23 protein-coding genes and 1 pseudogene are annotated in these 24,770 nt (G+C 35.0%); 4 read left to right on the forward strand and 20 right to left on the reverse strand.

What is annotated here, in order from left to right:
• Window positions 1-67: 67 nt before the first annotated feature.
• From pyk to dnaE, 6 genes are all read right to left on the reverse strand, one after another.
• Window positions 68-1,828: a pyruvate kinase gene (gene pyk, locus D2K60_RS18525; protein WP_117170552.1), complete on the reverse strand. Its 1,761-nt coding sequence runs from the start codon at window positions 1,826-1,828 to the stop codon at window positions 68-70.
• A 48-nt stretch (window positions 1,829-1,876) separates the two neighbouring features.
• Window positions 1,877-2,836 carry a 6-phosphofructokinase gene (pfkA, locus tag D2K60_RS18530; RefSeq protein WP_117170553.1) on the reverse strand — a complete coding sequence of 320 codons (960 nt, stop codon included), beginning with the start codon at window positions 2,834-2,836 and terminating at the stop codon, window positions 1,877-1,879.
• Window positions 2,837-3,044: 208 nt separating this feature from the next.
• Window positions 3,045-3,992: an acetyl-CoA carboxylase carboxyltransferase subunit alpha gene (locus tag D2K60_RS18535; RefSeq protein ID WP_117170554.1), complete on the reverse strand. Its 948-nt coding sequence runs from the start codon at window positions 3,990-3,992 to the stop codon at window positions 3,045-3,047.
• Window positions 3,989-4,852: an acetyl-CoA carboxylase, carboxyltransferase subunit beta gene (accD, locus tag D2K60_RS18540; RefSeq protein ID WP_117170555.1), complete on the reverse strand. Its 864-nt coding sequence runs from the start codon at window positions 4,850-4,852 to the stop codon at window positions 3,989-3,991. The genes D2K60_RS18535 and accD overlap by 4 nt, the downstream gene beginning before the upstream one ends.
• A gap of 51 nt (window positions 4,853-4,903) precedes the next feature.
• On the reverse strand, window positions 4,904-6,082 hold the full coding sequence (gene ystJ / locus D2K60_RS18545) for an NADP-dependent malic enzyme (protein ID WP_117170556.1): 1,179 nt from the start codon (window positions 6,080-6,082) through the stop codon (window positions 4,904-4,906).
• Between the two features lie 122 nt (window positions 6,083-6,204).
• Window positions 6,205-9,549, reverse strand: coding sequence for a DNA polymerase III subunit alpha (gene dnaE, locus D2K60_RS18550; protein WP_117170557.1), 3,345 nt, complete (start codon window positions 9,547-9,549; stop codon window positions 6,205-6,207).
• Window positions 9,550-9,714: 165 nt separating this feature from the next.
• Here dnaE and ytrH point away from each other — a divergent pair, with 165 nt between their 5' ends.
• Window positions 9,715-10,047 (forward strand): sporulation membrane protein YtrH, encoded by a 333-nt coding sequence (ytrH, locus tag D2K60_RS18555; RefSeq protein ID WP_112181604.1) that lies wholly within the window; start codon window positions 9,715-9,717, stop codon window positions 10,045-10,047.
• On the forward strand, window positions 10,047-10,550 hold the full coding sequence (gene ytrI, locus D2K60_RS18560; RefSeq protein ID WP_117170558.1) for a sporulation membrane protein YtrI: 504 nt from the start codon (window positions 10,047-10,049) through the stop codon (window positions 10,548-10,550). The genes ytrH and ytrI overlap by 1 nt, the downstream gene beginning before the upstream one ends.
• A 91-nt stretch (window positions 10,551-10,641) precedes the next feature.
• Here the strand turns inward: ytrI and D2K60_RS18565 are convergent, their stop codons facing one another.
• From D2K60_RS18565 to D2K60_RS18610, 10 genes and pseudogenes are all read right to left on the reverse strand, one after another.
• The gene (locus D2K60_RS18565) at window positions 10,642-11,568 is read right to left on the reverse strand and encodes a DHH family phosphoesterase (protein WP_117170676.1); all 927 of its coding nucleotides are present in this window, start codon (window positions 11,566-11,568) and stop codon (window positions 10,642-10,644) included.
• 66 nt (window positions 11,569-11,634) lie between these two features.
• Window positions 11,635-12,951 (reverse strand): DRTGG domain-containing protein, encoded by a 1,317-nt coding sequence (locus tag D2K60_RS18570; RefSeq protein ID WP_117170559.1) that lies wholly within the window; start codon window positions 12,949-12,951, stop codon window positions 11,635-11,637.
• 75 nt (window positions 12,952-13,026) lie between these two features.
• Window positions 13,027-13,254: a hypothetical protein gene (locus tag D2K60_RS18575; RefSeq protein WP_117170560.1), complete on the reverse strand. Its 228-nt coding sequence runs from the start codon at window positions 13,252-13,254 to the stop codon at window positions 13,027-13,029.
• A gap of 123 nt (window positions 13,255-13,377) precedes the next feature.
• Window positions 13,378-13,746, reverse strand: a pseudogene (locus D2K60_RS18580) (metal-dependent hydrolase); the annotation flags it as partial.
• Between the two features lie 342 nt (window positions 13,747-14,088).
• Window positions 14,089-15,639, reverse strand: coding sequence for a polyamine aminopropyltransferase (locus D2K60_RS18585; protein WP_117170562.1), 1,551 nt, complete (start codon window positions 15,637-15,639; stop codon window positions 14,089-14,091).
• Window positions 15,640-15,751: 112 nt separating this feature from the next.
• On the reverse strand, window positions 15,752-16,147 hold the full coding sequence (locus tag D2K60_RS18590) for a DUF350 domain-containing protein (protein ID WP_117170563.1): 396 nt from the start codon (window positions 16,145-16,147) through the stop codon (window positions 15,752-15,754).
• A gap of 18 nt (window positions 16,148-16,165) precedes the next feature.
• A complete protein-coding gene (locus D2K60_RS18595; RefSeq protein WP_162880791.1) occupies window positions 16,166-16,810 on the reverse strand; it encodes a DUF4247 domain-containing protein in 645 nt (214 codons plus the stop codon).
• A 125-nt stretch (window positions 16,811-16,935) separates the two neighbouring features.
• Window positions 16,936-17,604, reverse strand: coding sequence for a PspA/IM30 family protein (locus D2K60_RS18600; protein ID WP_117170565.1), 669 nt, complete (start codon window positions 17,602-17,604; stop codon window positions 16,936-16,938).
• 16 nt (window positions 17,605-17,620) lie between these two features.
• A complete protein-coding gene (locus D2K60_RS18605) occupies window positions 17,621-18,130 on the reverse strand; it encodes a DUF4178 domain-containing protein (RefSeq protein ID WP_117170566.1) in 510 nt (169 codons plus the stop codon).
• Window positions 18,131-18,910: 780 nt separating this feature from the next.
• The gene (locus tag D2K60_RS18610) at window positions 18,911-19,657 is read right to left on the reverse strand and encodes an SDR family oxidoreductase (protein WP_117170567.1); all 747 of its coding nucleotides are present in this window, start codon (window positions 19,655-19,657) and stop codon (window positions 18,911-18,913) included.
• Between the two features lie 167 nt (window positions 19,658-19,824).
• Here D2K60_RS18610 and D2K60_RS18615 point away from each other — a divergent pair, with 167 nt between their 5' ends.
• The gene (locus D2K60_RS18615; RefSeq protein WP_117170568.1) at window positions 19,825-20,292 is read left to right on the forward strand and encodes a universal stress protein; all 468 of its coding nucleotides are present in this window, start codon (window positions 19,825-19,827) and stop codon (window positions 20,290-20,292) included.
• Window positions 20,293-20,343: 51 nt separating this feature from the next.
• Here the strand turns inward: D2K60_RS18615 and D2K60_RS18620 are convergent, their stop codons facing one another.
• From D2K60_RS18620 to D2K60_RS18635, 4 genes are all read right to left on the reverse strand, one after another.
• Entirely contained in the window at window positions 20,344-21,528 is a 1,185-nt protein-coding gene (locus D2K60_RS18620) for an acetate kinase (protein WP_117170569.1), read from the reverse strand.
• A 134-nt stretch (window positions 21,529-21,662) separates the two neighbouring features.
• Complete coding sequence (locus D2K60_RS18625) at window positions 21,663-22,646, reverse strand: class I SAM-dependent methyltransferase (protein ID WP_117170570.1); 984 nt, start codon at window positions 22,644-22,646, stop codon at window positions 21,663-21,665.
• Between the two features lie 120 nt (window positions 22,647-22,766).
• A complete protein-coding gene (ytfJ, locus tag D2K60_RS18630) occupies window positions 22,767-23,183 on the reverse strand; it encodes a GerW family sporulation protein (protein ID WP_117170571.1) in 417 nt (138 codons plus the stop codon).
• Window positions 23,184-23,205: 22 nt separating this feature from the next.
• Entirely contained in the window at window positions 23,206-23,814 is a 609-nt protein-coding gene (locus D2K60_RS18635) for a DUF2953 domain-containing protein (RefSeq protein WP_117170572.1), read from the reverse strand.
• 126 nt (window positions 23,815-23,940) lie between these two features.
• Here D2K60_RS18635 and D2K60_RS18640 point away from each other — a divergent pair, with 126 nt between their 5' ends.
• Window positions 23,941-24,741: an NAD kinase gene (locus tag D2K60_RS18640; RefSeq protein WP_117170573.1), complete on the forward strand. Its 801-nt coding sequence runs from the start codon at window positions 23,941-23,943 to the stop codon at window positions 24,739-24,741.
• Window positions 24,742-24,770 lie beyond the last annotated feature (29 nt).

Raw genomic sequence — 24,770 nt, forward strand, 5'->3', positions numbered from 1 at the left:
TTTTTAATGTATATTCTTCATTAGGTGAAAAAAAGAAGGGATCACCCCTTCTTTTTATCTAAAACTATTATAATATACTTGCGTGGCCACTGTAAATATCACCTTTTTTAGCATCAATGGTGATCTCTTGTCCATCTTCAATTACATTAATTGCCTTTTCGACACCAACAATAACAGGGATTCCTAAGTCTAATCCAACTAATGCAGCGTGAGAAGTTAATCCACCCTCTTCAGTAACAATACCACTTGCTTTTTCTACTGCTTCCATCATGTCCTTATCTGTACCATAAGTAACAAGAATGTCACCTTTTTTCATTTTTGCTTTTGCTTCTTCAGCATTTTTAGCTAAAACTGCTTTACCATATGAACTGCCTTTTCCAATTCCTTGGCCTTTTGTTAAGACATCACCAATGATGTGGATCTTCATTAGATTCGTTGTACCACTTTCTCCAACAGGTACACCTGCTGTAATAATAACACGGTCTCCGTAATTAAAATGACCGGTTGATAAACCTTTTTGAATAGCTAAATCTAACACATCATCTGTTGAGTATGCTAATTCACCAAGAATAGATTGTACACCCCATACAAGTGCAAGACGACGACTGATTCTCTCATCAAACGTTACCGCAATAATTGGAGCCTCAGGACGATATTTAGAAATCATACGTGCTGTATGTCCACTAGCAGTAGGTGTAAGAATTGCATCTACGTCTAAGTTCATAGCAGAATGATTTACAGATTGACTAATTGCATCAGTAATAGTTAATTCACTTGATTTAGAACGTATATCTAAAACAGCCTTATGGTCAATTGCTGTTTCTGCTTTTGTAGCAATATTGCTCATTGTTTGAACTGCTTCAACAGGATAATCACCTGCTGCTGTTTCACCAGAAAGCATGATTGCATCAGAACCATCAAAAATAGCGTTCGCAACATCTGATGCCTCAGCACGAGTAGGACGTGGGTTGCGTTGCATAGAATCTAACATTTGTGTTGCTGTAATAACAGGCTTTCCTGCAGTATTACATTTACGAATCATATCTTTTTGCACAAGTGGTACATCTTCAGGTGGAATTTCAACACCTAAGTCGCCACGTGCAACCATTAGTCCATCACTTACCTGTAGGATAGCATCAAGATTATCGACACCTTCTTGATTCTCGATCTTAGGAATGATGTGAATATGAGATGCATTGTTGTTTTCCAATAACTCTTTAATTTCTAATACATCTGCTGCACGGCGCACAAATGATGCTGCAATAAAGTCAACATCTTGCTCAATACCAAATTTGATGTCTGCTGCATCCTTATCTGTGATTCCAGGCAAGTTAACACTTACGTTTGGAACGTTCACACCTTTTTTATTCTTTAAAACGCCAGAATTTAATGCTTTTGTTTTTAATTCTTTTTGATCATTTAGAATCTCTATTACTTCTAATTCGATTAATCCATCATCTAATAGAATTTTAGATCCAACATGTACATCATCAATTAATTGTGGATAGCTGACAGAAAATTTCTCTTCTGTTCCTACCACTTCTTTCATTGAGATATTAATTTCTTTTCCTTTCTTAATATGTACTTCACCATTTTCCATAGTATTTGTTCTGATTTCAGGTCCCTTTGTGTCAAGTAAGATAGCTACAGTTTTACCGGTTTTTTTAGCAGCTTCTCTAATGTTAACGATACGTTGACCGTGCTCCTCAAAATCACCATGTGAAAAATTCAGACGCGCTACGTTCATTCCTGCTTCAATTAATTGGACTAATTGTTCTACTGTTTCTGATGCTGGTCCAATTGTACAAACTATTTTAGTTCTTCTCATTAAAAATTTCCTCCTTCAATTTTATAACACTTTCCCTTTGTATCTTATCTATATAGATAGTTCATTAGAGAGTCTATACATATCTAAATCAATTTCATGCTTTTGTTTTAACACTTCAATAATATCATGACTAACTAGTTGATTATTTTGAATACCAACCATTTTTCCAGCCTCACCATTTAACAATAATTCAACAGCTTTAGCACCAAGACGACTTGCAAGTACACGATCAAATCCAGATGGTTTTCCGCCTCTTTGAATATGGCCAAGAACGGTTACTCGTGTTTCCATACCGGTAGCATCTTGAATTTGTTTACCATAGTCCATGCCGTTACCAACACCTTCTGCAAGTACAATGATACTATGTTTCTTCCCTCTTGCTTGTCCTCTTTTTAACCGATTTACCACGATTTCAAAATCATTTTCGTTTTCTGGAATCAAAATACTCTCTGCTCCATCCGCAAGTCCTGCCCATAAAGCTAAATCACCTGCATTACGTCCCATGACTTCAATCACATACGTCCGCTCGTGTGACGTTGCCGTATCACGAATTTTATCAATAGCATCTATAATTGTATTTAAGGCCGTATCAAAACCAATTGTGTAATCTGTTCCTGGAATATCATTATCGATTGTACCAGGTACACCGATACAAGGATAACCTTTTGCTGTTAATTTAGCAGCACCTTGGAAAGATCCATCTCCTCCAATTACAATTAAACCTTCGATTCCAAATTTATTCAGTTGTTCAATTGCGACATTTTGGCCTTCTTCTGTTTTAAACTCTTCTGATCGAGCTGAAAACAGAATTGTACCTCCACGTTGAATAATATCGCCAGCAGATCCAAGTTCTAATCTTTTTATGTTACCGGCCATTAAACCTTGGTAACCATTGTAGATACCGTAAACTTCCATGTCGTGAAAGATTCCTTTTCGTATAACTGCACGAATTGCTGCATTCATACCTGGAGAGTCACCCCCACTAGTTAAGACACCTATCTTTTTCATAAAATACAACTCCTACTTAAATATTTCCTTTAAAGCGCTTTTTCAAACTAATTTGACTTAATTATGAGTACGCTTTATTGCACTTAAAATTATACATGAAAAATCAGGGAAACTCACCCCTAAATATGACGATTTTAAGCTAATTTACACTGATTTCATTTTATTTTCAAAAATACGCTTCCGTAAATGTTAGATTTTGTCAAAAAAATCAACTTGAACCAATATTTTTGTATTTTTCCCATCTTCGTTCAACTAATACATCTGAGTCAATATCGACTAGTTTTTTCAAAGACCTTTTAATAAATGGATCGATATAAGATGCCTGTAATTCAACATCTCGATGAGCTCCACCCCTCGGTTCTGGAATAACATCGTCAATTATCTTTAATTCTTTCAGATCTTTTGCTGTAATTTTCAATGATTCGGCAGCTTCTTGTGCATGTTTTGCATCTTTCCATAAGATACTTGCTGCTCCTTCAGGTGAAATAACCGAGTATGTTGAGTTCTCTAACATGTATAAGTCATCAGCGACACCTAATGCTAGGGCCCCTCCACTACCACCTTCTCCAATAACAACAGAGATAATCGGTACTTCTAAACCACCCATTTCCATTAGGTTACGAGCAATTGCTTCACTTTGTCCCCGCTCTTCTGCAGCTTTGCCAGGGTGTGCACCTTTTGTATCAATAAAAGTAATAATAGGGCGATTAAATTTAGCTGCTAGCTTCATATGACGCAACGCTTTACGAAAGCCTTCTGGATGTGGACTACCAAAATTACGATAAATATTATCTTTTGTATTCTTACCACGTTGATGGCCTATTACTGTTACCGGCATACCTTGATATTTTGCTATACCTGTTACTATCGCTGTATCGTCACCAAATAAGCGATCTCCATGCAATTCCAAAAAGTCAGTGAATAGACGTTCAATATAATCTAAAGTAGTAGGACGATCCGTGTGTCGAGCGATCATAACTCGATCCCAAGGTTTTATATTTCCATAGATATCTTCTTCTAATTTCTCCAAACGCTTCTCAAGTGTAGTAATCTCATTTGATAAATCAATATTACTACCTTCTGTTAACTTCTTTAGTTCGTTTATTTTTTCGCGCAGCTCTATTACTGGCTTTTCATATTCCAATACTTGTTTCAATCTTCTTGCCCCCTTGCCTGGTGAAGATCTAATACGGTTGTTAAAACTTTTTTCATTTCTTTCCTAGTTACAACTTTATCAATTTGTCCATGTTCAAGTTGAAATTCCGCAGTTTGGAAATCACTCGGAAGTTTTTCGCGAATTGTTTGTTCAATAATTCTTCTCCCTGCAAATCCAATTAGTGCTCCAGGTTCTGCAAAATGATAATCACCAATCGATGCAAAACTTGCCGATACACCGCCTGTTGTAGGATTAGTCATAACACAAATCATACAACCACCGGATTTGTTAAAGCGTTGAATGGCAATAGATGTTTTAGCCATTTGCATCAGACTAATCATACCTTCTTGCATTCGTGCACCACCAGATGCTGTGAAAATAATAATAGGGATAGAAAGTTTATTAGCATGCTCAATTGCACGCGCTACTTTTTCACCTACAACTGCACCCATACTACCCATACGAAACCTTGCATCCATTACAACTATTGCAGTTTCATATCCATTAATTTTACCTTTTCCTGTTACAACCGCTTCATTTAAACCAGTTTTTTCTTTATCTTTTGTAACTTTTTGCTTATATCCTGGAAATTCCAAAGGATCGTTTGATTGTAAATCTTTATCCCACTCTTGGAAGGTAGCTTCATCACACAATATTTCAATTCGCTCAAAAGCTGGCAATTGGTGATGTAAACCACATTCTGGACAAACATTCAAATTTTTAGCCCATTCCTTTTCATAAAAAATCTTTTGACATCCATTACACTTTTTCATTAATCCATGTGGTATATCTTGTTTTGCTTTCTCACTTGGAATCGATGCGTATTTTTTCTTTTTTGTAAATATATCTTTTATCGGCAAAGATGATCCCTCCTTATCTTATTTGGGACTATATATCCATTCTAAATTCAGTTACACTCGCGCTACTCCTGATTCAATCGCTGCATGTGCAACAGCCTTTGCAACTGCAGATGCAACTCTAGCGTCAAATGGATTTGGAATAACATAGTCCTGATTAAGCTCCTCAGTTGAGATTAAAGAGGCAATTGCTTTTACAGCTGCTATTTTCATTTCTTCGTTTATATCAGAAGCTCGTACATCTAATGCACCACGAAAAATACCTGGAAAAGCCAACACGTTATTTACTTGGTTCGGATAGTCTGATCTACCAGTCCCAATTACCGCCGCGCCTGCTTGTTTTGCTATTTCTGGTCTAATTTCTGGTTCTGGATTAGCCATAGCAAAAACAATTGCATTTTCATTCATGCTCGCAATCATTTCTCCAGTGACTAATCCTCCTAGTGAAACCCCAATAAATACATCTGCATGTTTGATTACGGATACCAAATCACCAGTTTCCTTTTGTTGATTTGTATATGTCGCTATTTCTTCCTTCATGACATTCATTCCTTGTGATCGTCCTTGATAGATTGCACCTTTTGAATCACAAAGAATCATATTACGAACACCGAAGTGGTAGAGTAACTTTAAAATAGCTATACCAGCAGCCCCAGCACCATTTATAACAACCTTTATCGTTTCAAATTTTTTATTTACTAGCTTTAATGCATTAAATAAACCAGCTAAGGTAACAATTGCAGTACCATGTTGATCATCATGAAACACTGGAATATTCAATTCTTTTTTTAACGTTGATTCAATAAAAAAACAATTTGGAGCTGCAATATCTTCTAAGTTAATACCACCAAAGGTTGGGGCTATTCGTTTAACAGTTTGTATAATTTCATCCGCATCTTGCGTGTCTAAACAAATTGGAAATGCGTCAACATTAGCAAAATTTTTAAATAGTACAGCTTTACCTTCCATAACAGGAAGCGCTGCCTGAGATCCTATATTACCCAAACCTAAAACCGCTGAACCATCTGTTACAACACCCACCATGTTTGACTTCATTGTATATGTATATGCCTCATCTGGATTTTTCGCAATTTCTTTACATGGCTCTGCAACTCCAGGAGAATACGCTAAACTTAAATCCTTTTGATTATTAATCTCAACTTTTGCTTGAATTGTTAATTTCCCTTTTTTTTCACGATGCATTGAAAGAGCGTCTTCATACACATTAGACATTACAACATCTCCCTTACAAGTAAGAAATCAAAAGATATCTTAAGGCTTCTATCATTCTGATCAAACAACTCTTCTATTATAGCAGATGCATTATCACTGTAAAGTTTTTCTACATAACAGAATTACTTTTTGACTACAACATTTTCTTTGCCAAGTGCACCTTTAAGCTTATCTAAACACTCTCTTTCAAGTTCTAAATTATACGTGGCCGCTAATTGGTAGGTTACATCTTTAAGGGAATGATAAACAATAACAGGTGTTTTTCCTGGATATTTTTCTGCTAATTCCTTTAAAAGCTTCAATGTTACTCGTTCAGTTTCCTGATCAACTTTTACAAACAAACGTTGCTTATTAGTAACTTCTGTTAGTAAAGTCGGATCAAATCGATTTATTTGCGTAACGAGTAATTGAATCTTATTTTGTCGTTCTTCTGGCTTTCCTTTTATTGTAACTAACATTTCTTCTTTAATCCATCGATTTATTTCACGATAAACATCCGGAAACACAACTGCATCCATCTCCATATCCTCATCAGCTAACGTAAGAAATGCCATTTGATCGCCACGCTTTGTTCGAATAACTTTAATTTGTTGCACAACAACAACAGTATGTCGATTGTTTTTACCTACCATATTCTGTAGATGTGTTAGCGACAAATAACCGTTTGCACGAAGCTCTTCGCGGTATGTTGTAAGCGGATGACTTGATACATACATTCCAAGTAATTCCTTTTCTAAAGCCAGTTGTTGGATGCTTGTAAATGGTTCTACTTCAACATAACTAACATCTAATTGTAAATCATCTCGAAAGAAAGAAGTCTGATCTTCAAATTCACTAAATAATTCGCCTTGCTCTAACGCTTGATCAATTGTTGCTAACAATTTAGCGCGATCGTTGTCCGTTTCATCAAATGCACCTGCCATTATCAAAGCTTCTAATGTTGATCGATTAACAATTTGGACCGGTACACGTAAACAAAAATCAAATAAATGCTTGAATTTCCCGGCTTTTCTTGCTTGTAAGATTTCTTTTATAACTTGATTCCCAATGCCCTTTATCGACCATAAACCTATTCTAATATTTCCTTTTTCCACAATAAAGCCACCGTAGCTTTTGTTTATCGATGGTTGAAGAATTTTAATTCCAAGCTCTTTCGCTTCTTTGGCATATAAGTTTATTTTATCATGCTGACCAGCTACCGAACTAAGTATATCAGTTAGAAAATATGCTGGATAATGCGCTTTTAAGTATGCCAATTGATAGGAAATTAAACTGTATGCTACTGCATGACTACGATTAAATCCATAATTAGAAAATCGTATAATCCATGTAAACAATTCCTCTGCCACTTTTTGCTGATACCCGTTGTTGATACATCCTTGTATAAACAATTGTTGTATTTCTTCCATTTGTTCTTTTTGTTTTTTACTAACTGCACGACGTAAAATATCAGCTTGTCCATATGAAAAACCAGCCATTTTATTCGCAATTTGCATGATTTGTTCTTGATAAATCAGTACGCCATAGGTTGGTTCTAAAATGGCTCTTAAATCAGGATGTGCATAACTTATTGGTTCTTTACCATGTTTTCTACTAACATATGTAGGTATAAACTCCATTGGACCTGGTCGATATAATGCGTTCACCGCTACAATATCCTCAAATTCTGTAGGAAATAAATCTTTTAACACACGTTGCATTCCTGATGATTCCAACTGGAAGACACCATTTGTACCACCTTTTTGCAAGAGCTCAAAAGTTGCTTGATCATTTAATGGAAGATCTTTTATAATAATTGAACGTTTTTCATTTTTTTCAACCGTACGAACAATTCTTTCTATTAATGTCAGATTACGCAACCCTAAAAAATCCATTTTTAATAATCCTACAGCTTCAATGTCCTTCATCGCAAACTGTGTTAGATACATTTCTCCATTCCCACTAGTTGTTAATGCGGTACTTTCAACCAAAGGTCGCTCACTAATAACGATTCCAGCAGCATGTGTTGACAAATGCCTTGGTAACCCTTCTAGTTTTGTTGCGATTTTAAATAATTGTTGCAATTGGGGCGACTGTTTCACATACTCCATTAATGATGCGGAATATTTCAAGCTTTCGGCAACAGATTTAGCACCTTGACTTGGAATTTCCTTTAAAATGAAGGATAGCTCTTCAGCCGTTATTTCCATCGTTTTACACAGCTCTCTGATAATAGAACGCGTGGCAAATGTTCCAAAAGTTCCAATTTGAGCCACATGGTCTTTTCCATACTTTTCTTTAACATAGCCAATAACTTCATCACGACGATTATCTGAAAAGTCTATATCAATATCTGGCATAGAAATACGCTCTGGATTTAAGAATCGTTCAAATAATAAGTGATATCTGATTGGATCCACTTCCGTAACATCTAACAAATAGGCCACAATTGAACCAGATGCAGACCCTCTACCAGGTCCTACCATTATGGATTGCTGTTTCGCATACTGAACAAAATCCCATACAATTAAGAAATAATCACTGAATTGCATGCGTTCTATTACGTCCAATTCTCTTTCCAACCGTTCTCTTATGTCATTTGTTGCATTTGGATATTTTGCTTTAAATGCTTTTTCACATAACTCTTTTAAATATGTAGATGCCGCTGTTGCTTCAGGTAATGGAAATTTAGGCAGAGCAGGTTGATCTAATACGAGTTTTACATGACATTGTTCCACAACTTCACTCGCTTTTTCAATTAGTTCAGGCCATTTCTGATAATTTATTGCTATCTCTTCAGGTGTCTGAAAGTACTGATTTTCCTGTACACTTGTTTCAGCTTGATAGGACCATTTTTCCCCTTGTTCCATAGCACGCAAACAATTGTATGCCTTATGATCTTCACGAAGGAGATAGCGTACATCACTAATTGCAATAGCTTCGTTTGGAAGCGTTTCGCATACTTGTTTTAAAATAGCGAATTGTAATTCATCTATACTCTGGACACCTATATATATTGGGAATTCAGGCATCACCTTGTTCCAGTCTTTTATATATGCAGTCATTTCTTTCGCCTTATTCGCTTCAGCTAAATCGTGTAGCGCTGAATTAGCTACTGGCAAAATAAATATAATATCCTGTCCATACGCGAGTAAATCATTTTGATCAATAAAACCTATTCCAGCAGTTTGAATCGTTGAACTAATTTGTAAAAGATTTTTATAACCTTGATTATTTTTAGCAAGAGCGATAAGTTGAGTCGTTTCACCCGTGTTCTCTTGCACACTAATTACCATTCCTATAATTGGCTTAATCCCCGCGTCCATACAAAGGCGATAAAAAGACACGGCTCCGTGTAACACATTTTCATCTGTTAATGCGATGGCACCCATTTTATATTCTTTTGCTTGCTCTACTAATTTTTTTAATTTAACTGTACTTTTCATCATGCTATAACCACTACGAACTTGTAAATGAGTAAATGCCAATTTCTCGCACCTCCTTGTATGAAATCGTCTATTTCATTATATATGATTCTTGTTTAACTTGAAAATCAATAACATACCTTGTCCCTTTTTTTCATATAGTTAGAAAGACTAGATAGTAAGAATGATTCCCTTACCGATACCTGAATGTATGAAGGAGAACCTAAAATGGAAGAACGTTTTTTAGCATCGATGATTCAATGCTATTTTATCGCACTTGGAGTCATTATTGGTGGTGCCTTCATAGGCAGCATTGGAGCCTTTGCAACAGGTGAACCACCAATGACCATGATGGGGAGAATTGCAAAAAGTCTGCGTATTTGGGCTATTGTCGCAGCAATTGGTGGGACATTTGATGCGATATCCAATTTTGAAAGAGGGATATTTGAAGGCTCAACCTTAGATATGATAAAACAAATCCTACTAATTATAACTGCCATGGGTGGCGTCCAAACTGCTTTATTAGTGATCGAATGGCTTATTCAAGAGGAGATAGAATAGTGCATATTCCACCACTCTATAAACGTGAAAGTTGGCAACGGTTTATGGCAGGTACTTTTGTTGGTGCGATTTTAGCCTTTTGTGTATTTGTTTATATGTATGGACAATTATATGAAAATTGGGTAGAAGAAAATTTAGAATTACATGCTGCTTTACAAGAATTAAATTCAAACTATAAAGCCCTAGAAGAAAATAATAAAGAGTTAGATCAAAAGTATCAACAAAAAGTAACCATTACTTCAATTAAAATAACCATAACGAATCAAGAGAAATTAGACTTGGATCGTTTAATTGCAAGAGAATTCGAAGAAAAAATAAAAACTGAAATGACGGACATAATTGGAAGAGATGTTGAAAGTCTATCTGAGAATTATAGTTTACTTATCAAAACGATTGAAAATAAAACCTATCGGATTGATGACTTCTCTTATCAAGCTGAAGTAAAACATCTATTTATTACTGAAGTACTCAGCTTACAGATTGAATTAACACCTGGTACTTAGGTATCCACATTACAGCCAACTAGTCTTAACGGAACTAGAAAGAAATACTACTAATTTGTATTTCTTTCTACAACCTTTCACACTACCTGTTCTATTCAGTATATTGTTGACATGCATGTTCAAGTTCAGCTATTACAGCTTCCGTTTCTTTCCAGTCATAAATAGTTGCCCCAGACGCTAACGGGTGTCCTCCACCATTAAATTTCGCCGCAATTTTATGAATAACAGGTCCTTTAGATCGTAATCTAACACGAATAAGCCCATCATCTTCTACAAAGATCACCCAAGCACGAATACCTTCAATTTCACCTAATACACCTACAAGTTTACTCGTTTCTTCCGGAGTTAGAAAGTATTCTGCTAAGATTTCTTTTGTTATTTTAATTGCGCTAACACCGTTTGGTGAAACAGTAAAGTTTTGTAAAATATATCCTTTAAGATGTGCAATATTTTCATTCATTCTATATAGATTATCGTATAATTCTGTTCGATTAAAATCATATTTAACTAATTCAGAAGCATATTGAAAGGTTATATCTGTGGCACTTGGAAAAAGAAATCTACCTGTATCTCCAACAATACCAGCATATAAAAGCATTGCGGCATGATTTGAAACTTTAATCCCTATTTCTTTTCCATTAACAAAAAGCTCATAAACCATCTCACTTGTTGAACTTGATTTCGTATTTATCCATGAAATATCGCCGTAAATATCTACCTCAGGATGATGATCAATTTTAATAACCTCTGCTGCTTGAAGGTAGCGTTTATCTGAAATCCGCTCTTGATTTGCTGCATCACAAATGATTGCTAATGCACCATTAAATTTTTCGTCGTCTATTTGATCCATTTTAGCTAAAAAGAGTAATGATTCTTCTTCATCGCCTACAACAAAAACCTCTTTGTCTGGAAAACTCGTCTTAATAATTTCTGCTAATCCTACTTGTGAACCAAGCGCATCTGGATCTGGACGAACATGTCGATGAATAATAATTCTTTCATATGATTTAATCTTCATTATTATATCTTTTACTATCACATTAACACCTCATTGTTATTTATAACTTCATATCAATTACTAGATCTAATAACGATCAATTAATTGTGCGATCAATATTGCTTTTCCTATTATTTCTTTATCATGAAAAATTTCTACATCTACTTTAGCAGACTTTCGTCCCATCTCTAGTAACCTCGGTTTAATGTCTAGTGTATTTTCTAATTGAACGGGCTTTAAGAAGTAAACAGATAAATTCTCGACAACTATATCAGCTCTTTTAAGTTGACGTATAAGTCTGCTTCCCGCTTCGGTTACAAAAGAAACAAGTACACCATATGACAAGGTTCCAAGTGCATTTGTCATTTGGGGGGTCACGTTTGAACGAAATACCATTTGTTGTGGATCATTTGATATGACCAAAAGACCACTTGTGATAATATCATCAATCGTTTCTCCAACTTGTGGTTGTCTTTGTACCTGTTGTAATGCCTTTAACACATCTTGTCTTGAAATTAATCCAAGTAGACGATTGTAGTTATCAACTACTGGCATAATTTCTATACCTTCCCAGATCATCATATGTGCTGCGTAGGCTAAAGAGGTTTCTTTCAATACCGTCATCGGATTTTTTGTCATGACCTTATCGATAGTGAGATGATGTTGTTTTCCTATAATATCTTTGGATGTTACTATACCTGTTACACGATTTTGATCATCAACAACTGGATACCGACTATGCGTTGTTTTTTCATTGAATGCATACCATTTCGAGAGTGGATCCTTATTCATTACATAATATGTCTCTGTGAAAGGAGTAAATATATCTCCTACAATAACAATTTCTTTTTTAATAAGTTGATCGTAAATCGCTCGATTAATCATTGCTGCAACAGTAAATGTATCATAGCTTGTTGATATTATTGGGAGTTCTTTTTCATCTGCTAATCGCTTAACATGATCATCTGTATCAAAGCCACCAGTAATTAATACAGCTGCGCCTTCCTTTAGTGCTAGTTCGTGTGCTTCAACACGGTTACCGACTATTAATAACGAATCCCTTTCAGTATAGCGCATCATTGCTTCTAATTTCATCGCACCTATGACAAATTTATGTAATGTCTTATATAACCCATCTCGACCACCTAACACTTGTCCATCTACAATTCCAACAATTTCAGCGAATGTAAGCTGCTCAAAGTTCTCTTTCTTTTTCTGTTCAATTCGAATAGTACCCACTCGCTCAATCGTGCTAACTATACCTTGGTTCTCTGCTTCTTTAATAGCTCGATAAGCCGTACCTTCACTTACATTTAATTCTTTTGCAATTTGCCTTACAGAAATTTTATTTCCGACTTTTAATGACTCTATGTGTAGTAAAATCTGTTCATGTTTAGTGGTCACGGTAATTCACCATTCTTTCTAACTGTACTAATATTTTAGACTATAGTGTTATTATACAGTTGTCTGGCGATTGTATCAATTTTTCATTGTTTTTACTTGTTTTGTATGCTCGACCGCTCTACTGGTTACCTCTTTTCCTATTAGTACAGTTGCTAAGTTTGCACCAAAAACTAGTGAAAACAAGACTAACCAACTAAACCAATACAGCTGCGCTAAACCTTGTGGATGGGTTTGTATACTTGGTAAAGCTAAATATAATAAAAAACCAGCTAATAATAATCGTAAAACCGCATATTGTTTCATGTTTAAACACTCCTTTTAAGATGGTATTAATAGTTTATGCTTATCCTTAAAAGATCATGTTTTATCTCTATGCAGAAAATAAAAAATCAGAGGGACAACCCTTCTGATTTTTGCTAAAGCTTTTTAGATTTCAATATGCTCCCCTGGTTTTAAGGCAATTCCCTTACCTGGTTGAACCTTTTCAGCAAACGCATCACCATCTTGTTCAATTAAAGGAAACGCATTGTAGTGGATTGGTACGATATAAGTTGCTTTCGTCCACTGCGCGGCAATTAATGCATCCTCTGGTCCCATCGTGAAATTATCGCCAATAGGTAAGGACGCAAGATCAATGTCATTCATTTCACCAATTAACTTTATATCTGAGAATAAGCCTGTATCACCTGCATGATAAATTGTTTTACCATCTACTGTTAACAAAATACCAGCCGGCATTCCAGCATAAATTGCTTCTCCCTGTTCGTCATAAAACACGGATCCATGAAATGCTTGGTTTTACTACTTGTTTACCCGAAAATAAAAGTAAATTTGCCGTATAGCTGTTATATTGCATGACATACTTTTAGTGAAACTGCTTTCTATAAGATTTACGTCGGATTAATAATCAACTGCGACATAATTTACCCGCTATGGAAGCAAATGGGTTCCCTTTCTGTGGGCACAGCACAAACCGAAGATCCTCTATAGAAGCGATCTTTGCTTCTATAGATAGCTGAGGTTGTGCCCACGGAAAGCGAGCTCATTTCTCTTGTGAGGCGGGTAAGGGTCTTCGGTTAAATCGCCGTTTCTATCAAGTTCGTCAGATGAAACGCCATGATGGTAGTGAAAGTTGATTTAATAATATTCCCAAGATCGTTCATATATTTGAATTAAATGCGGATCGATTAACGTGTTAGGTTTTAACTCAATATTATTACCATTTTCCGCTGTAATCGTTTGATCAATATCTTTACCAAAGACAGTTAAACCTTCTAATATATCTGTAGTTAAGTAGCGTGTATCAACTGATACACTTAATTCTGATACATCGATTACTTGTCTGCTGGCAAGAACAAATCCCCAATTGCCAAAACTCGGGACATCAACATGAAAATTCTCCGTATTTAAATCATTGGATGCAATTGTTTCATTTATGGTCCAATATACTTCTGTTGCAAAAATAGGGCTAGTAGCCTGTACCATCATTGCACCATTTAGTGCCATATGATTTCTTGCTAAAGCATAGAATTCCTTTGTATACAATTTATTCAAGCTTTCATCGTTCGGATCGGGGAGATCGACAATAATTGCATCAAAAACTTGTTCTGTTTCTTCTAAAAATTTATAAGCATCTTGATTAATAACTTCTACTTTCTCATCTTGTAGGGCATGTTCATTTATACTTAATAATTTTTCATTTTTATTTGCCAGTGCCACAACTGCCGGATCTAAATCTACTAGTGTAATTGACTCTACTTCTTCATATTTTAATACCTCTTTCGCTGCAACACCGTCGCCACCACCCAATATCAAGATATCTTTAGGTTGGTCTGCTTGTTCCATGACCGGATGAACAAGCGTTTCATGATAACGATACTCATCAATCGAACTTAATTGCAAACCACCATTAAGATATAACCTTAAATCATCTCCTTTTTGAGTAAGAATGATTTTCTGGTAATTACTTTCTTCCATATGAATAATTGGATCTTTGTACAGTTTTTGTTCAAATGTAAAAGCCATCTCTTCTCCAAATAGGAAGCCTAGCAGTAATAAAATACCAATCACAGTAGCAACTATTCCATGAACCATAAAACGTTTTATCTCTTTTCGAAACAGCCAAAGTACAATTGAAGCTACAATTAAATTAATAAAACCGACAAGAAAAGCTGTTTTTACCATACCTAACTGTGGACGAAGTAGAAAAGCAAATAATAAGCCCCCAATTAACCCACCTGCATAATCAGAGAATAATACACGCGCTGTACTTCGGTTTAGTGACACACCAATAGCATTTGCCTTCCGAATAAGAATTGGAAGTTCAACACCTGTTAAAGCACCGACAGTTATGGTAATTAAGTACAGGAATAATGCATCTGTCCCTGCTGGTGAAAAGGCCGTTATGCCGAACATAATAAAACTTGAAAAACCTCCAATTAAAGCGACCATAAATTCGATATAAATAAACGCAATAATAAGGTTCTTCATTACTCTCTCGCTCAAACTAGCGCCTATTCCCATACCTGTTAAAAATAACGAGATGACAAGTGTATATTGTTTAACGCCATCACCTAATATGTAAGAACCTAGAGCGCCAAATAAAACCTCAAAAATAATTCCACAAATGGAGACTATTCCAGATGCCCAATAAATAAAATAACTCTGTTTTATAGCTAATTGATCCAAACTTCTTCACTCCGACTATATATATATTAACTAAAAAATACTGGCCTGACCCTAGAATAGAGGTCAGGCCAAATCATTTACTACCAGATAGTTTTTTTTACAATCATGTTTATTATGTAATTGACGCACCAATTACGAATGCTAAACCGATTGAAACAGCTAATGATATAATACCAACTGAAACGTTGTTTCCCTTGATTTTTTCTTCTACTGAGAACTTTCTAGTAGCGAATTCAAAGACAAAATATGCAATCATTTGTAATACAACGCCGTATCCACCCCAAATTAATGTTTCCCAAACTGTAACACTATGGTAAATTGCAAAAGCTAAAATAATACATATTCCGATTATCTTACCTGCTATTGATAAAGCCACGGCTTGATTGTTATTCGCAATCTCATCCCAATCCTTATATTTCGTTGTGATCCATTCGAAAATCACCAACCCTATCAATACAACAATAATTGCGATTACAAAATAAATAAATGTACTAATAAACGCGTCCATTATAACGCCTCCTTCATATTATTTTCCTGAACTTGTTCCACCACCACGAATTGTTGACATACCTCTATTTGCTCGATTTGTAGAAACGCTACCACCAAATGTACTTGTTCCTGTGCTATAACCACCATAACAAGAGCCACTAGTACCACATTGACTCTGTCTATTCTGCGCCCAATTATTAGAAGATAACATTCTGTTTATCATGACGTATGTAAAAAAACTATTCAAATAGTTAGGTGAGTAATTATTGCGAACAAAAGTATCTGTTGCTACTTCCATTAAAACAACTTCTGCATCTTCCTCGCTTTGCTTAAATGTAACAAAATGATTTGGATAAATTAGCATCTGTTCGCTACCCTTTTTTTCACTGATTTCATCGGGTGTAATAACTCCTGATACAGTATCAACAATTTCATCAATTGTGAATAACCTTGTTGCATAGATGTTTGCTTCCTCATGATCCCCAACAATAGTATCCAATTTATAAAATGCATCTGATAACAATATTTCAATGTCAGAGGTGCTCGAGCTTTCTAATTGGCTGGTTATTTCAGATTGTGATGATTCTGAAGGTATTTCATCTACTGACGCAGGTTCTGCTTCAGAACATGCTGAGAGCATGAGTAGAATGAATAACGAAAAAAAACCGATAGTCTTTTTCATGAAATTTATATGCCTCCCTTCCACTCCATATTTAGCAGGAAACGAACCTCTGCAAACTTTCATTACAGAGGTTCATCTTCCTATTAATTTCATATATATCATTTAGAGAAAGAGAAATTTTATTCTTACTCTTTACCCATCTTTTTCTTCAATGCTGCTAACTCATCATCAACTTCGCTATCACCAAGTTGATCGAATTCATCATCTAATGTTTTGCTTGATTCTGACATATCATCACTTGTATCTGCTTCTGCTTCGTACTGCATAACTTTCTCTTCCATTCTAGAAAAGCCTTGTTTTGAGTCGTCACTTCCAACAGTAGACATCGTACGATTCATTTTAGTTCTTGTTTGAGCAGATTCTGCACGTGCTTTAAGCGAATCTTTCTTCAGTTTCATTTCTTGATATTCTTTTTTCATTTCATCTAATTTTTTGCGCAATTGATCTGCATCTTGCTTCGCACGTTCCCATGATTGATATAAGGAGTCTGCTTGTTCTACTTGATCTTTTTTATCTTCTAATGCGCGACGAGCTAAATCTTCATTGCCAGCTTCTATTGCTCTCTCTGCTTGTGTCTGTCTTTTCTCAACCAATGCATTGGCATCGTCATACTTTCTTTTCAACATCTTCTCATTGGCAATTTGTTTTGCCACAGCAGCTTCCGCATCGCGTATATCTGATCCCATATCTCTCATAAATTGATCAAGCATTTTCACCGGATCTTCTGCTTTGTCTAACATTGCATTCATTTCTGCTCCAACTACCGTTTTTACTCGACTAAAAAATTTAAACATTTATATTCCTCCTTGATTAATTAGAACCAGCTATAATTTTAACTTCATAATCTTTAATTTCAAAACCGATACTTACTTCTATTTCACTACCCCAGTCTTCTAAACTGATAAATTCACTTTCACTATCATCGTAATATTCTGCGTACTCCATTTCGCGTCCATTAATATTAACACTTCTGCCCTCTCCAACAACCCTGGCTTCACCATACTCATCTAAATAATATGTTTTATCCTTGTAAGTTAATTGTTTCGGGAAAGGTTTTTGAACAGATAAAGGTATTGTTTTATAAATACCTAGTTCTAGCTTATCATCCATCTCAGCTGATAACCAAATGGTGTTCCTTCCTTCTAAAAGTTGGTAGCTAATCCATTCATATGAATCTTGTCGATACGTGATTTTTCCAACTACTTCATAGTCACCTAAATCATACTCAATAATATCACCAATTCTTATCGATAATGGATCCCTTTCTTTCACTTTTGGTTTTGTATTCTTTTTTTGGAAAAGTTTAGAGAACATTCCCATATTAAACACCTCTTCTCTAAAAACCTTATACTAATTGTACGAATGAATCTAAAAAAAGGTTTCATTTTTTTAAAAGTATTTACACCTTACTCTAACATAATCTTTCAGCATCTAAAACAAATAGCTTTAAATACTTCTTTTATAATATATTTAATAAGAATAACTTAACTTTCGCAGAATGAAACAGGCAAAGAATACTTGATATAAAATAAAATATAACTTTATGCAACATTTATAAGCAGCATGGATTTCATTTGACGAACTTGATAGAAACTGCGACGTAATTTAACTTTCTTAACCGCTATGTCAGCAAATGGTTTCGCTTTCCGTGGGCACAACCTCAGCTATCTATTGGCTCCTAAAGTTTTATTACGTTTATGACAGTGTTTAGTTATATGAACATTATTCGAAAAGGCCTGATATTGTTGCTGTTGCAACTTCATCAATAAACATATTACCGACCAGCGATGAAAATCCACTACGACTCCTGCAGGAACAGCGCGATCTGAAGATCCACTTCTTGAAGCGCTTTTTGCTTCAAGAAGTTAGCTGAAGACGTGCCTGCGGAAAGCGTAGTGGATTTTTAAAGCGAGATAAGCCGTTAAATTATGTCGTAGTTGATGGTAAGTGCGACGCAAGGAACGTTACATCAAACTAAAATAGCCAACGGATATCATTTATTTTTTTGGTGTGAAATTTTAGTTATTAACTTGAATAAGCCTCAAAGTCTAGAAAAGCAACTGGCGTTATACCAATTGCTTCTAACATGATTAACAATAATCAAAGGTGTCGATGAATAACATCTAATCCGCCTGTAATCTCAAATACTGAACCAGTTATCATATCTGAATCTTTTTGACAAAGAAATAATACGGAACGTGCTATATCCTCACCTGTACCTGATCTACCAATAGGTGTGTGTTGTTCAGGGAAAACTCTGCTTTGCTCAATAGTTGCTTCTTTCATTTCTCCTGTAATATTCCCTGGGCAAATCATATTAGAAGTAATACCATTTTCTGCTTCTTCAAATGCTATTGTCTTTGTTAATGAAACGAGACCAACTTTCGCAACTGCAAATGCTGATCGATTTATCCAACCGGCTGCAGTGTTAGCTCCTTGAAAACCATAATTGATTATACGACCGAATTTTTGCTGACGCATTGCAGGAATTGTTAATTTTAATAAATGAAAGACTGCATCTAGATTACCTTTTTGCATCAGCTCCCATTCAGCTTCTGAATAATCCATTAACTTTTTCCGTTCAAATACAAAAGGGCCCGCATTATTAATTAAATAATCAATGGTTCCAAATTTATTTACCGCTTTATTTACTGCATTTTCTAATTCAACTTTTGACGTTACATCAGCTTTTACAATTTGTAGCCCCTTGTAATCACGTAATAGTTCCTCTGCTTTTATTTGATCAGAGCGATATGTAATCGTTACGTTATGTCCTTCTTTAAGAAAATGTTCGGTGACTTGTCTACCTAAACCTTTGCTGCCAGCAGTAATGAAAGCATGCCCCATTTAAAATTTCCCCTCACCCAATCTTGTTATTACCTACTATCGTACATGATCACACTATTTTTATCTAATTATACGTTTTTTTCAGATTAATTCCATTTTATATTTATGTTCTGGTTGGGCAAAACATGTTATAATATAGGTAGATCAATGAAAGGAAGTGTTTGATAATGCCAACAGAATACAAACATATTTTAGTAGCTGTCGACGGTTCTAAAGCTTCCGAAAAAGCATTTAAAAAAGCTATTGCAATTGCAAAACGAAACGATGCGCAACTTATAATTTCGCATATTGTTGATACCAAAACAATTTCCTCTGCTGAAGCTTATGATCAGTCGTTAATCAATCGATCAGAATCATACGCAAATACTTTATTAGAGGAATATAAAAATCAAGCAATCGCTGATGGCGTAAGAAATGTTGAAATTCATCTTGATTATGGGTCACCCAAAGTACGTATTCCTAAACAAGTGGCCAAAAAGTTTCAAGCTGACTTAATAATTTGTGGCGCGACTGGCTTAAATGCAGTTGAACGGTTTTTAATTGGAAGCGTTTCAGAAAATATTACCCGTCATGCAAAATGTGATGTGTTAGTAGTACGTGTAGCTGAAATAGACGAAGAAGACGAATTAGCATAAAAAAAAGCTAGTACCAGTTGAATACTCAACTGGTACTAGCTTTAACTATAGTTATCCTAAACGCATAACATCTCTTGCAATCATTACTTCTTCATTTGTTGGAATAACAATAACTTTAACTGGTGAATGCGGGTAATTTACAAATGCTTCTTTTCCACGTATGTTGTTTAATGCCGGATCCCAATAAACACCCATAAACTCTAAACCATCTAATACACGCTGACGGACTTCCGCACTATTCTCACCTACACCTGCCGTGAAGATGATAGCATCTACACCCTTCATCCTAGCTGCATAAGAACCGATGAATTTATGAATACGGTCTGCAAATATTTTAAGTGCAAGTTCTGCGCGTTCATCGCCACTTTCTGCTTTTTCTTGGATATCGCGTAGATCACTAGAAAAACCAGACAATGCTAACATACCACTTTCTTTATTAAGTACTTGTAATACTTCATTAACTGACTTTCCTGTTTTGTCCATAATGTATGGAACTAATGCAGGGTCAATGTTACCAGAACGCGTCCCCATTGTTACACCAGCAAGCGGTGTAAAGCCCATTGATGTATCAATTGATTCACCATTTTCAATTGCCGCAATACTTGCACCATTACCTAGATGACAAGAAATAAGACGTAACTGATCAGCAGGTACACCCATTAAATCTGCTGCTCGTTCCGAGACATACTTATGTGACGTACCATGAAATCCGTATTTTCTAATACCATACTTTTCATAATATTCATATGGAAGGCTATATAAATAAGACTGCATTGGCATTGTTTGATGAAAAGCCGTATCAAAAACAGCAACAGATGGTACGTTTGGTAAAATATCTATAAATGCTCGGATACCTGTTAGATTAGCAGGGTTGTGAAGTGGTGCTAATTCTGATACTTCTTCAATTTCTTTAATAACTTCAGCAGTTATTGGTACTGAATCAGTAAAACGTTCTCCGCCGTGAACAACTCTGTGACCAATTCCATCAATCTCATCAAGTGACTTAATCACACCGGATGCCTTTAATTTTTCTAACAGTAGTTTAACTGCTTCTTCATGATCAGGAATATCCGTTATTGTACTATCCTTTTCATCACCAAATTCAATAGTTATTTCAGAATCATTAATTCCGATTCGTTCTACTAAACCTTTTGCTAAAACATTCTCTTCTGGCATATCGATCAATTGAAATTTTAATGAAGAGCTACCAGCATTAATTGCTAATACGTTACTCAAAATAATCCATTCCTTTCAACTCACATTATTATCTTTTAATACATCCAATACTATTCTAACTAAGTCTGCAGTCAAATTGCAACATGAACCTACATTGTTAGCGTTTCCAGGTCGAATTTCTTATTTTCTAACAATTAATATCCTTCATTTTTAAACCATTGATTCATCTTTTCAACAATTTGTTCAGTAGCACGTACATCTTTAAAAGATGGTAACTGTGCAAGTAACGTTTCTTTTGGTGCCTTCGTAGCTTCTCCTTTTTTCTGTAAAATCAAGATACTTTTTGCTTGATTTTCATCACGGAATATACTTAATGGTAACTGTAACAAACCAATAATGTGTACTTCTTGTTGTAAATAAACATGTAGTTTGTCTGCTTGATCACTATCAAATAAGAAATTAGGTATTACAAAAAGTAAATAGCCGCCTTCTTTTGTATAATGAATACTTTGTTCCATTAAAAGATGATGCGAATAAGCATGTCCTTTTGTTGCATTCAACTTAAATTGACTTGACCTAACATCATCGGGATAATACCCTACCGGTAAATCAGATACAATTAAGTCAACTGGTTCTAGTAAAAATGGTTGCAAACTGTCTTGATGGAAAAACTCTACTTCAGTCCGTTGTAAATTTGCACTCATTAAGCTTAACTGAATGAGTGTCGTATCAATTTCACTTCCGTAAGCTTGTTTGTTCATCGTTAATTGGTTTAATACTGCCATTAATAAATTAGCTGAACCTGAAGCTGGATCAAAAACGCGTAGTTTTTCTTTTGATCCTATTAATTTTTGGGCGACATAACCAATAAACATCGCGACAGTATCTGGCGTGATTAAATGTTGCTGTTGTGTTGCGCCTTTCATACCTTTTAAAATCGTTAACTGTATAACCTTGCGAATTTCTTCTTTATTTAATGCTTCAAAAGTGAAGAATTTAATTTTTTTATCTATTTTCTCCTGAACTTCCTTTGTTATACTAGATGGAGCTACTTCCGTAACAATATACTCTAAACCGATTGTCAATCCTTCAATATACGTTACATTCATTTTTTCTTGTATATATTCAACCATTTCATCTAATAGTTTAAAATGCTTTTCGACATTTTCCTGAGCCATATAAATCTCTTCCTTCCTATCTAAAATCCAATTAAGTCCAATCTTTATCTCTAATAATATGTAAAAAAAGAATGCCATCAATATTATGAAGGCATTCTCGTGATATGTCTAGCAATATAATTATTTATCTGATTCCTTCGACTTTCCATTATTCGAAAGCATATCTTTTATTTTTTCTAGTGCTTGTGGTGCAACATCTACTAATTTTTCATATAGGTGTGTCTGTTGATCTAAATGGATCATTTCTACACCTTGTTTATTTGCTACTAAGAAGGCAACAGGAGTTATAGTAACACCTCCACCGCTACCTCCTCCAAACGGCCTTTTATTAGAATCTTCTTCATCATTTTTAGATTCACTTTTTCCAAATTCACTACCACCAGCGGCAAAACCAAAGCCTACTTTTGATATTGGGATAATAATACTTCCATCTGGTGACTCAATAGGCTCACCTACTATCGTATTTACATCTACCATTGCTTTTAAGCTTTCCATTGCTGTTGACATTAGTCCTTCAATAGGATGTGGATTAGTCATATAATTGCCTCCTCATACAGTTTCAATCTTGTTGACTGGTAACTTTTCTATTCCATTTTCCGATTTGCATCATGGTATAAATAGCTTGACCTAGTCGCATAGAAAAAATACATGTACAATCTGACTCAACTAATCTTTGTTGAAACAACGGTGTTACTTTAAATTCTGGACTATTCTTCATCAATACAAATTGCGTTAAAAGTCCTCCAATACATTCTTTTACTGTCCAACAAAGTCCAGATAATATTCCTGTACTAGTTGCTTCAGCAGTACCAATCGTAGTTTCCCAATTAAAGGTATGAATCGTGACTTTTTTCAATCTTTTTCTGATCACTTTTTGAAATCGTTGTTTTTTTTGATAAAACTTTATTCGAGGTGCTATTTTTTCTTGTGATTGATTAACAAATGATCGTATTGACTCTGATAAATCTATATTTACGTCCTCTAATACTTCTTTTAAGGCTATTTCGATATCTCTATCATATATTTTTATTCCCGCTATATGTATAATGATAGTACCTGCAATTGTTTCTTGGCTACATGTCATATTAAGTTTTACATTAATAAAAAGGCTCATTACAATTATTAGTATAAGTGAAATTACTAAGATAATTATTATTATGGCAATCATATTCTAAAACACCTCCATAGTAACAGTATGGCGATCAAACAATATCCTAAACCATATAACGTGTTTAAAATTGGTTGAAAATGGCTATAAGTAAAATAGATAGTAGTTACATGTAGGAGGAATTTTATGCCAAGCAATAGAAGTATTTATTTTTATTATCCAAAAGAGAGCGTTTCAAAAGACAATTTAATAAAATTATTTCAAGCTAGTGATGAGAATGGATTTTCAATTGTAAAAAATTATCAAGATGCAGATATTATCGTTTGTATCGGGGATGATGGCACATATTTACAAGGTGTTCGTCATACTGGTTTTCTTGATAATTGCTTATATGTTGGTTTATCTATCGGAAATGAGATTGGTCTATATGAGGACTTTTCACTAGAGTCTGTCCAAGAGATGTTCAACGCACTAACTTCTATGGACACCAAAGTACAAAAGTTTCCGCTTATCGAAGTCTCCATAAATGGTGAGGCTCCATTCTATTGTTTAAACGAAGCTAGTGTAAGGTCTTCTATTATTAAAACAATTGTGATTGATGTCTACATTAACGATAGTTACTTTGAACGTTTTAGGGGAGATGGCTTAATTGTAGCTACACCAACTGGTAGTACCGGGTACAATAAGTCTGTTTTAGGGGCTATTGTAGACCCTAATATCTCTTGTTTTCAAGTAACAGAACTTGCTTCAATAAACAATAATAAATATCGAACATTAGGGTCTCCATTAGTATTAGGAGAAAATAAGAAACTACGATTAGAAATACTGCAGGATGGTAATGATTATCCTGTTATTGGATTAGACAATGAAGCCTATTCCATACGTAATATTAGAGATATTTCATTTTCAATGAGCAGTAAAACAATTCAAACGCTACAATTATCGCAAAACAGTTATTTCGATCGATTAAAACAACTATATTTATAATATAGCTTATATGTATAAGTGAAACCAAA

The sequence above is a fragment of the Paraliobacillus sediminis genome (genome assembly GCF_003426055.1).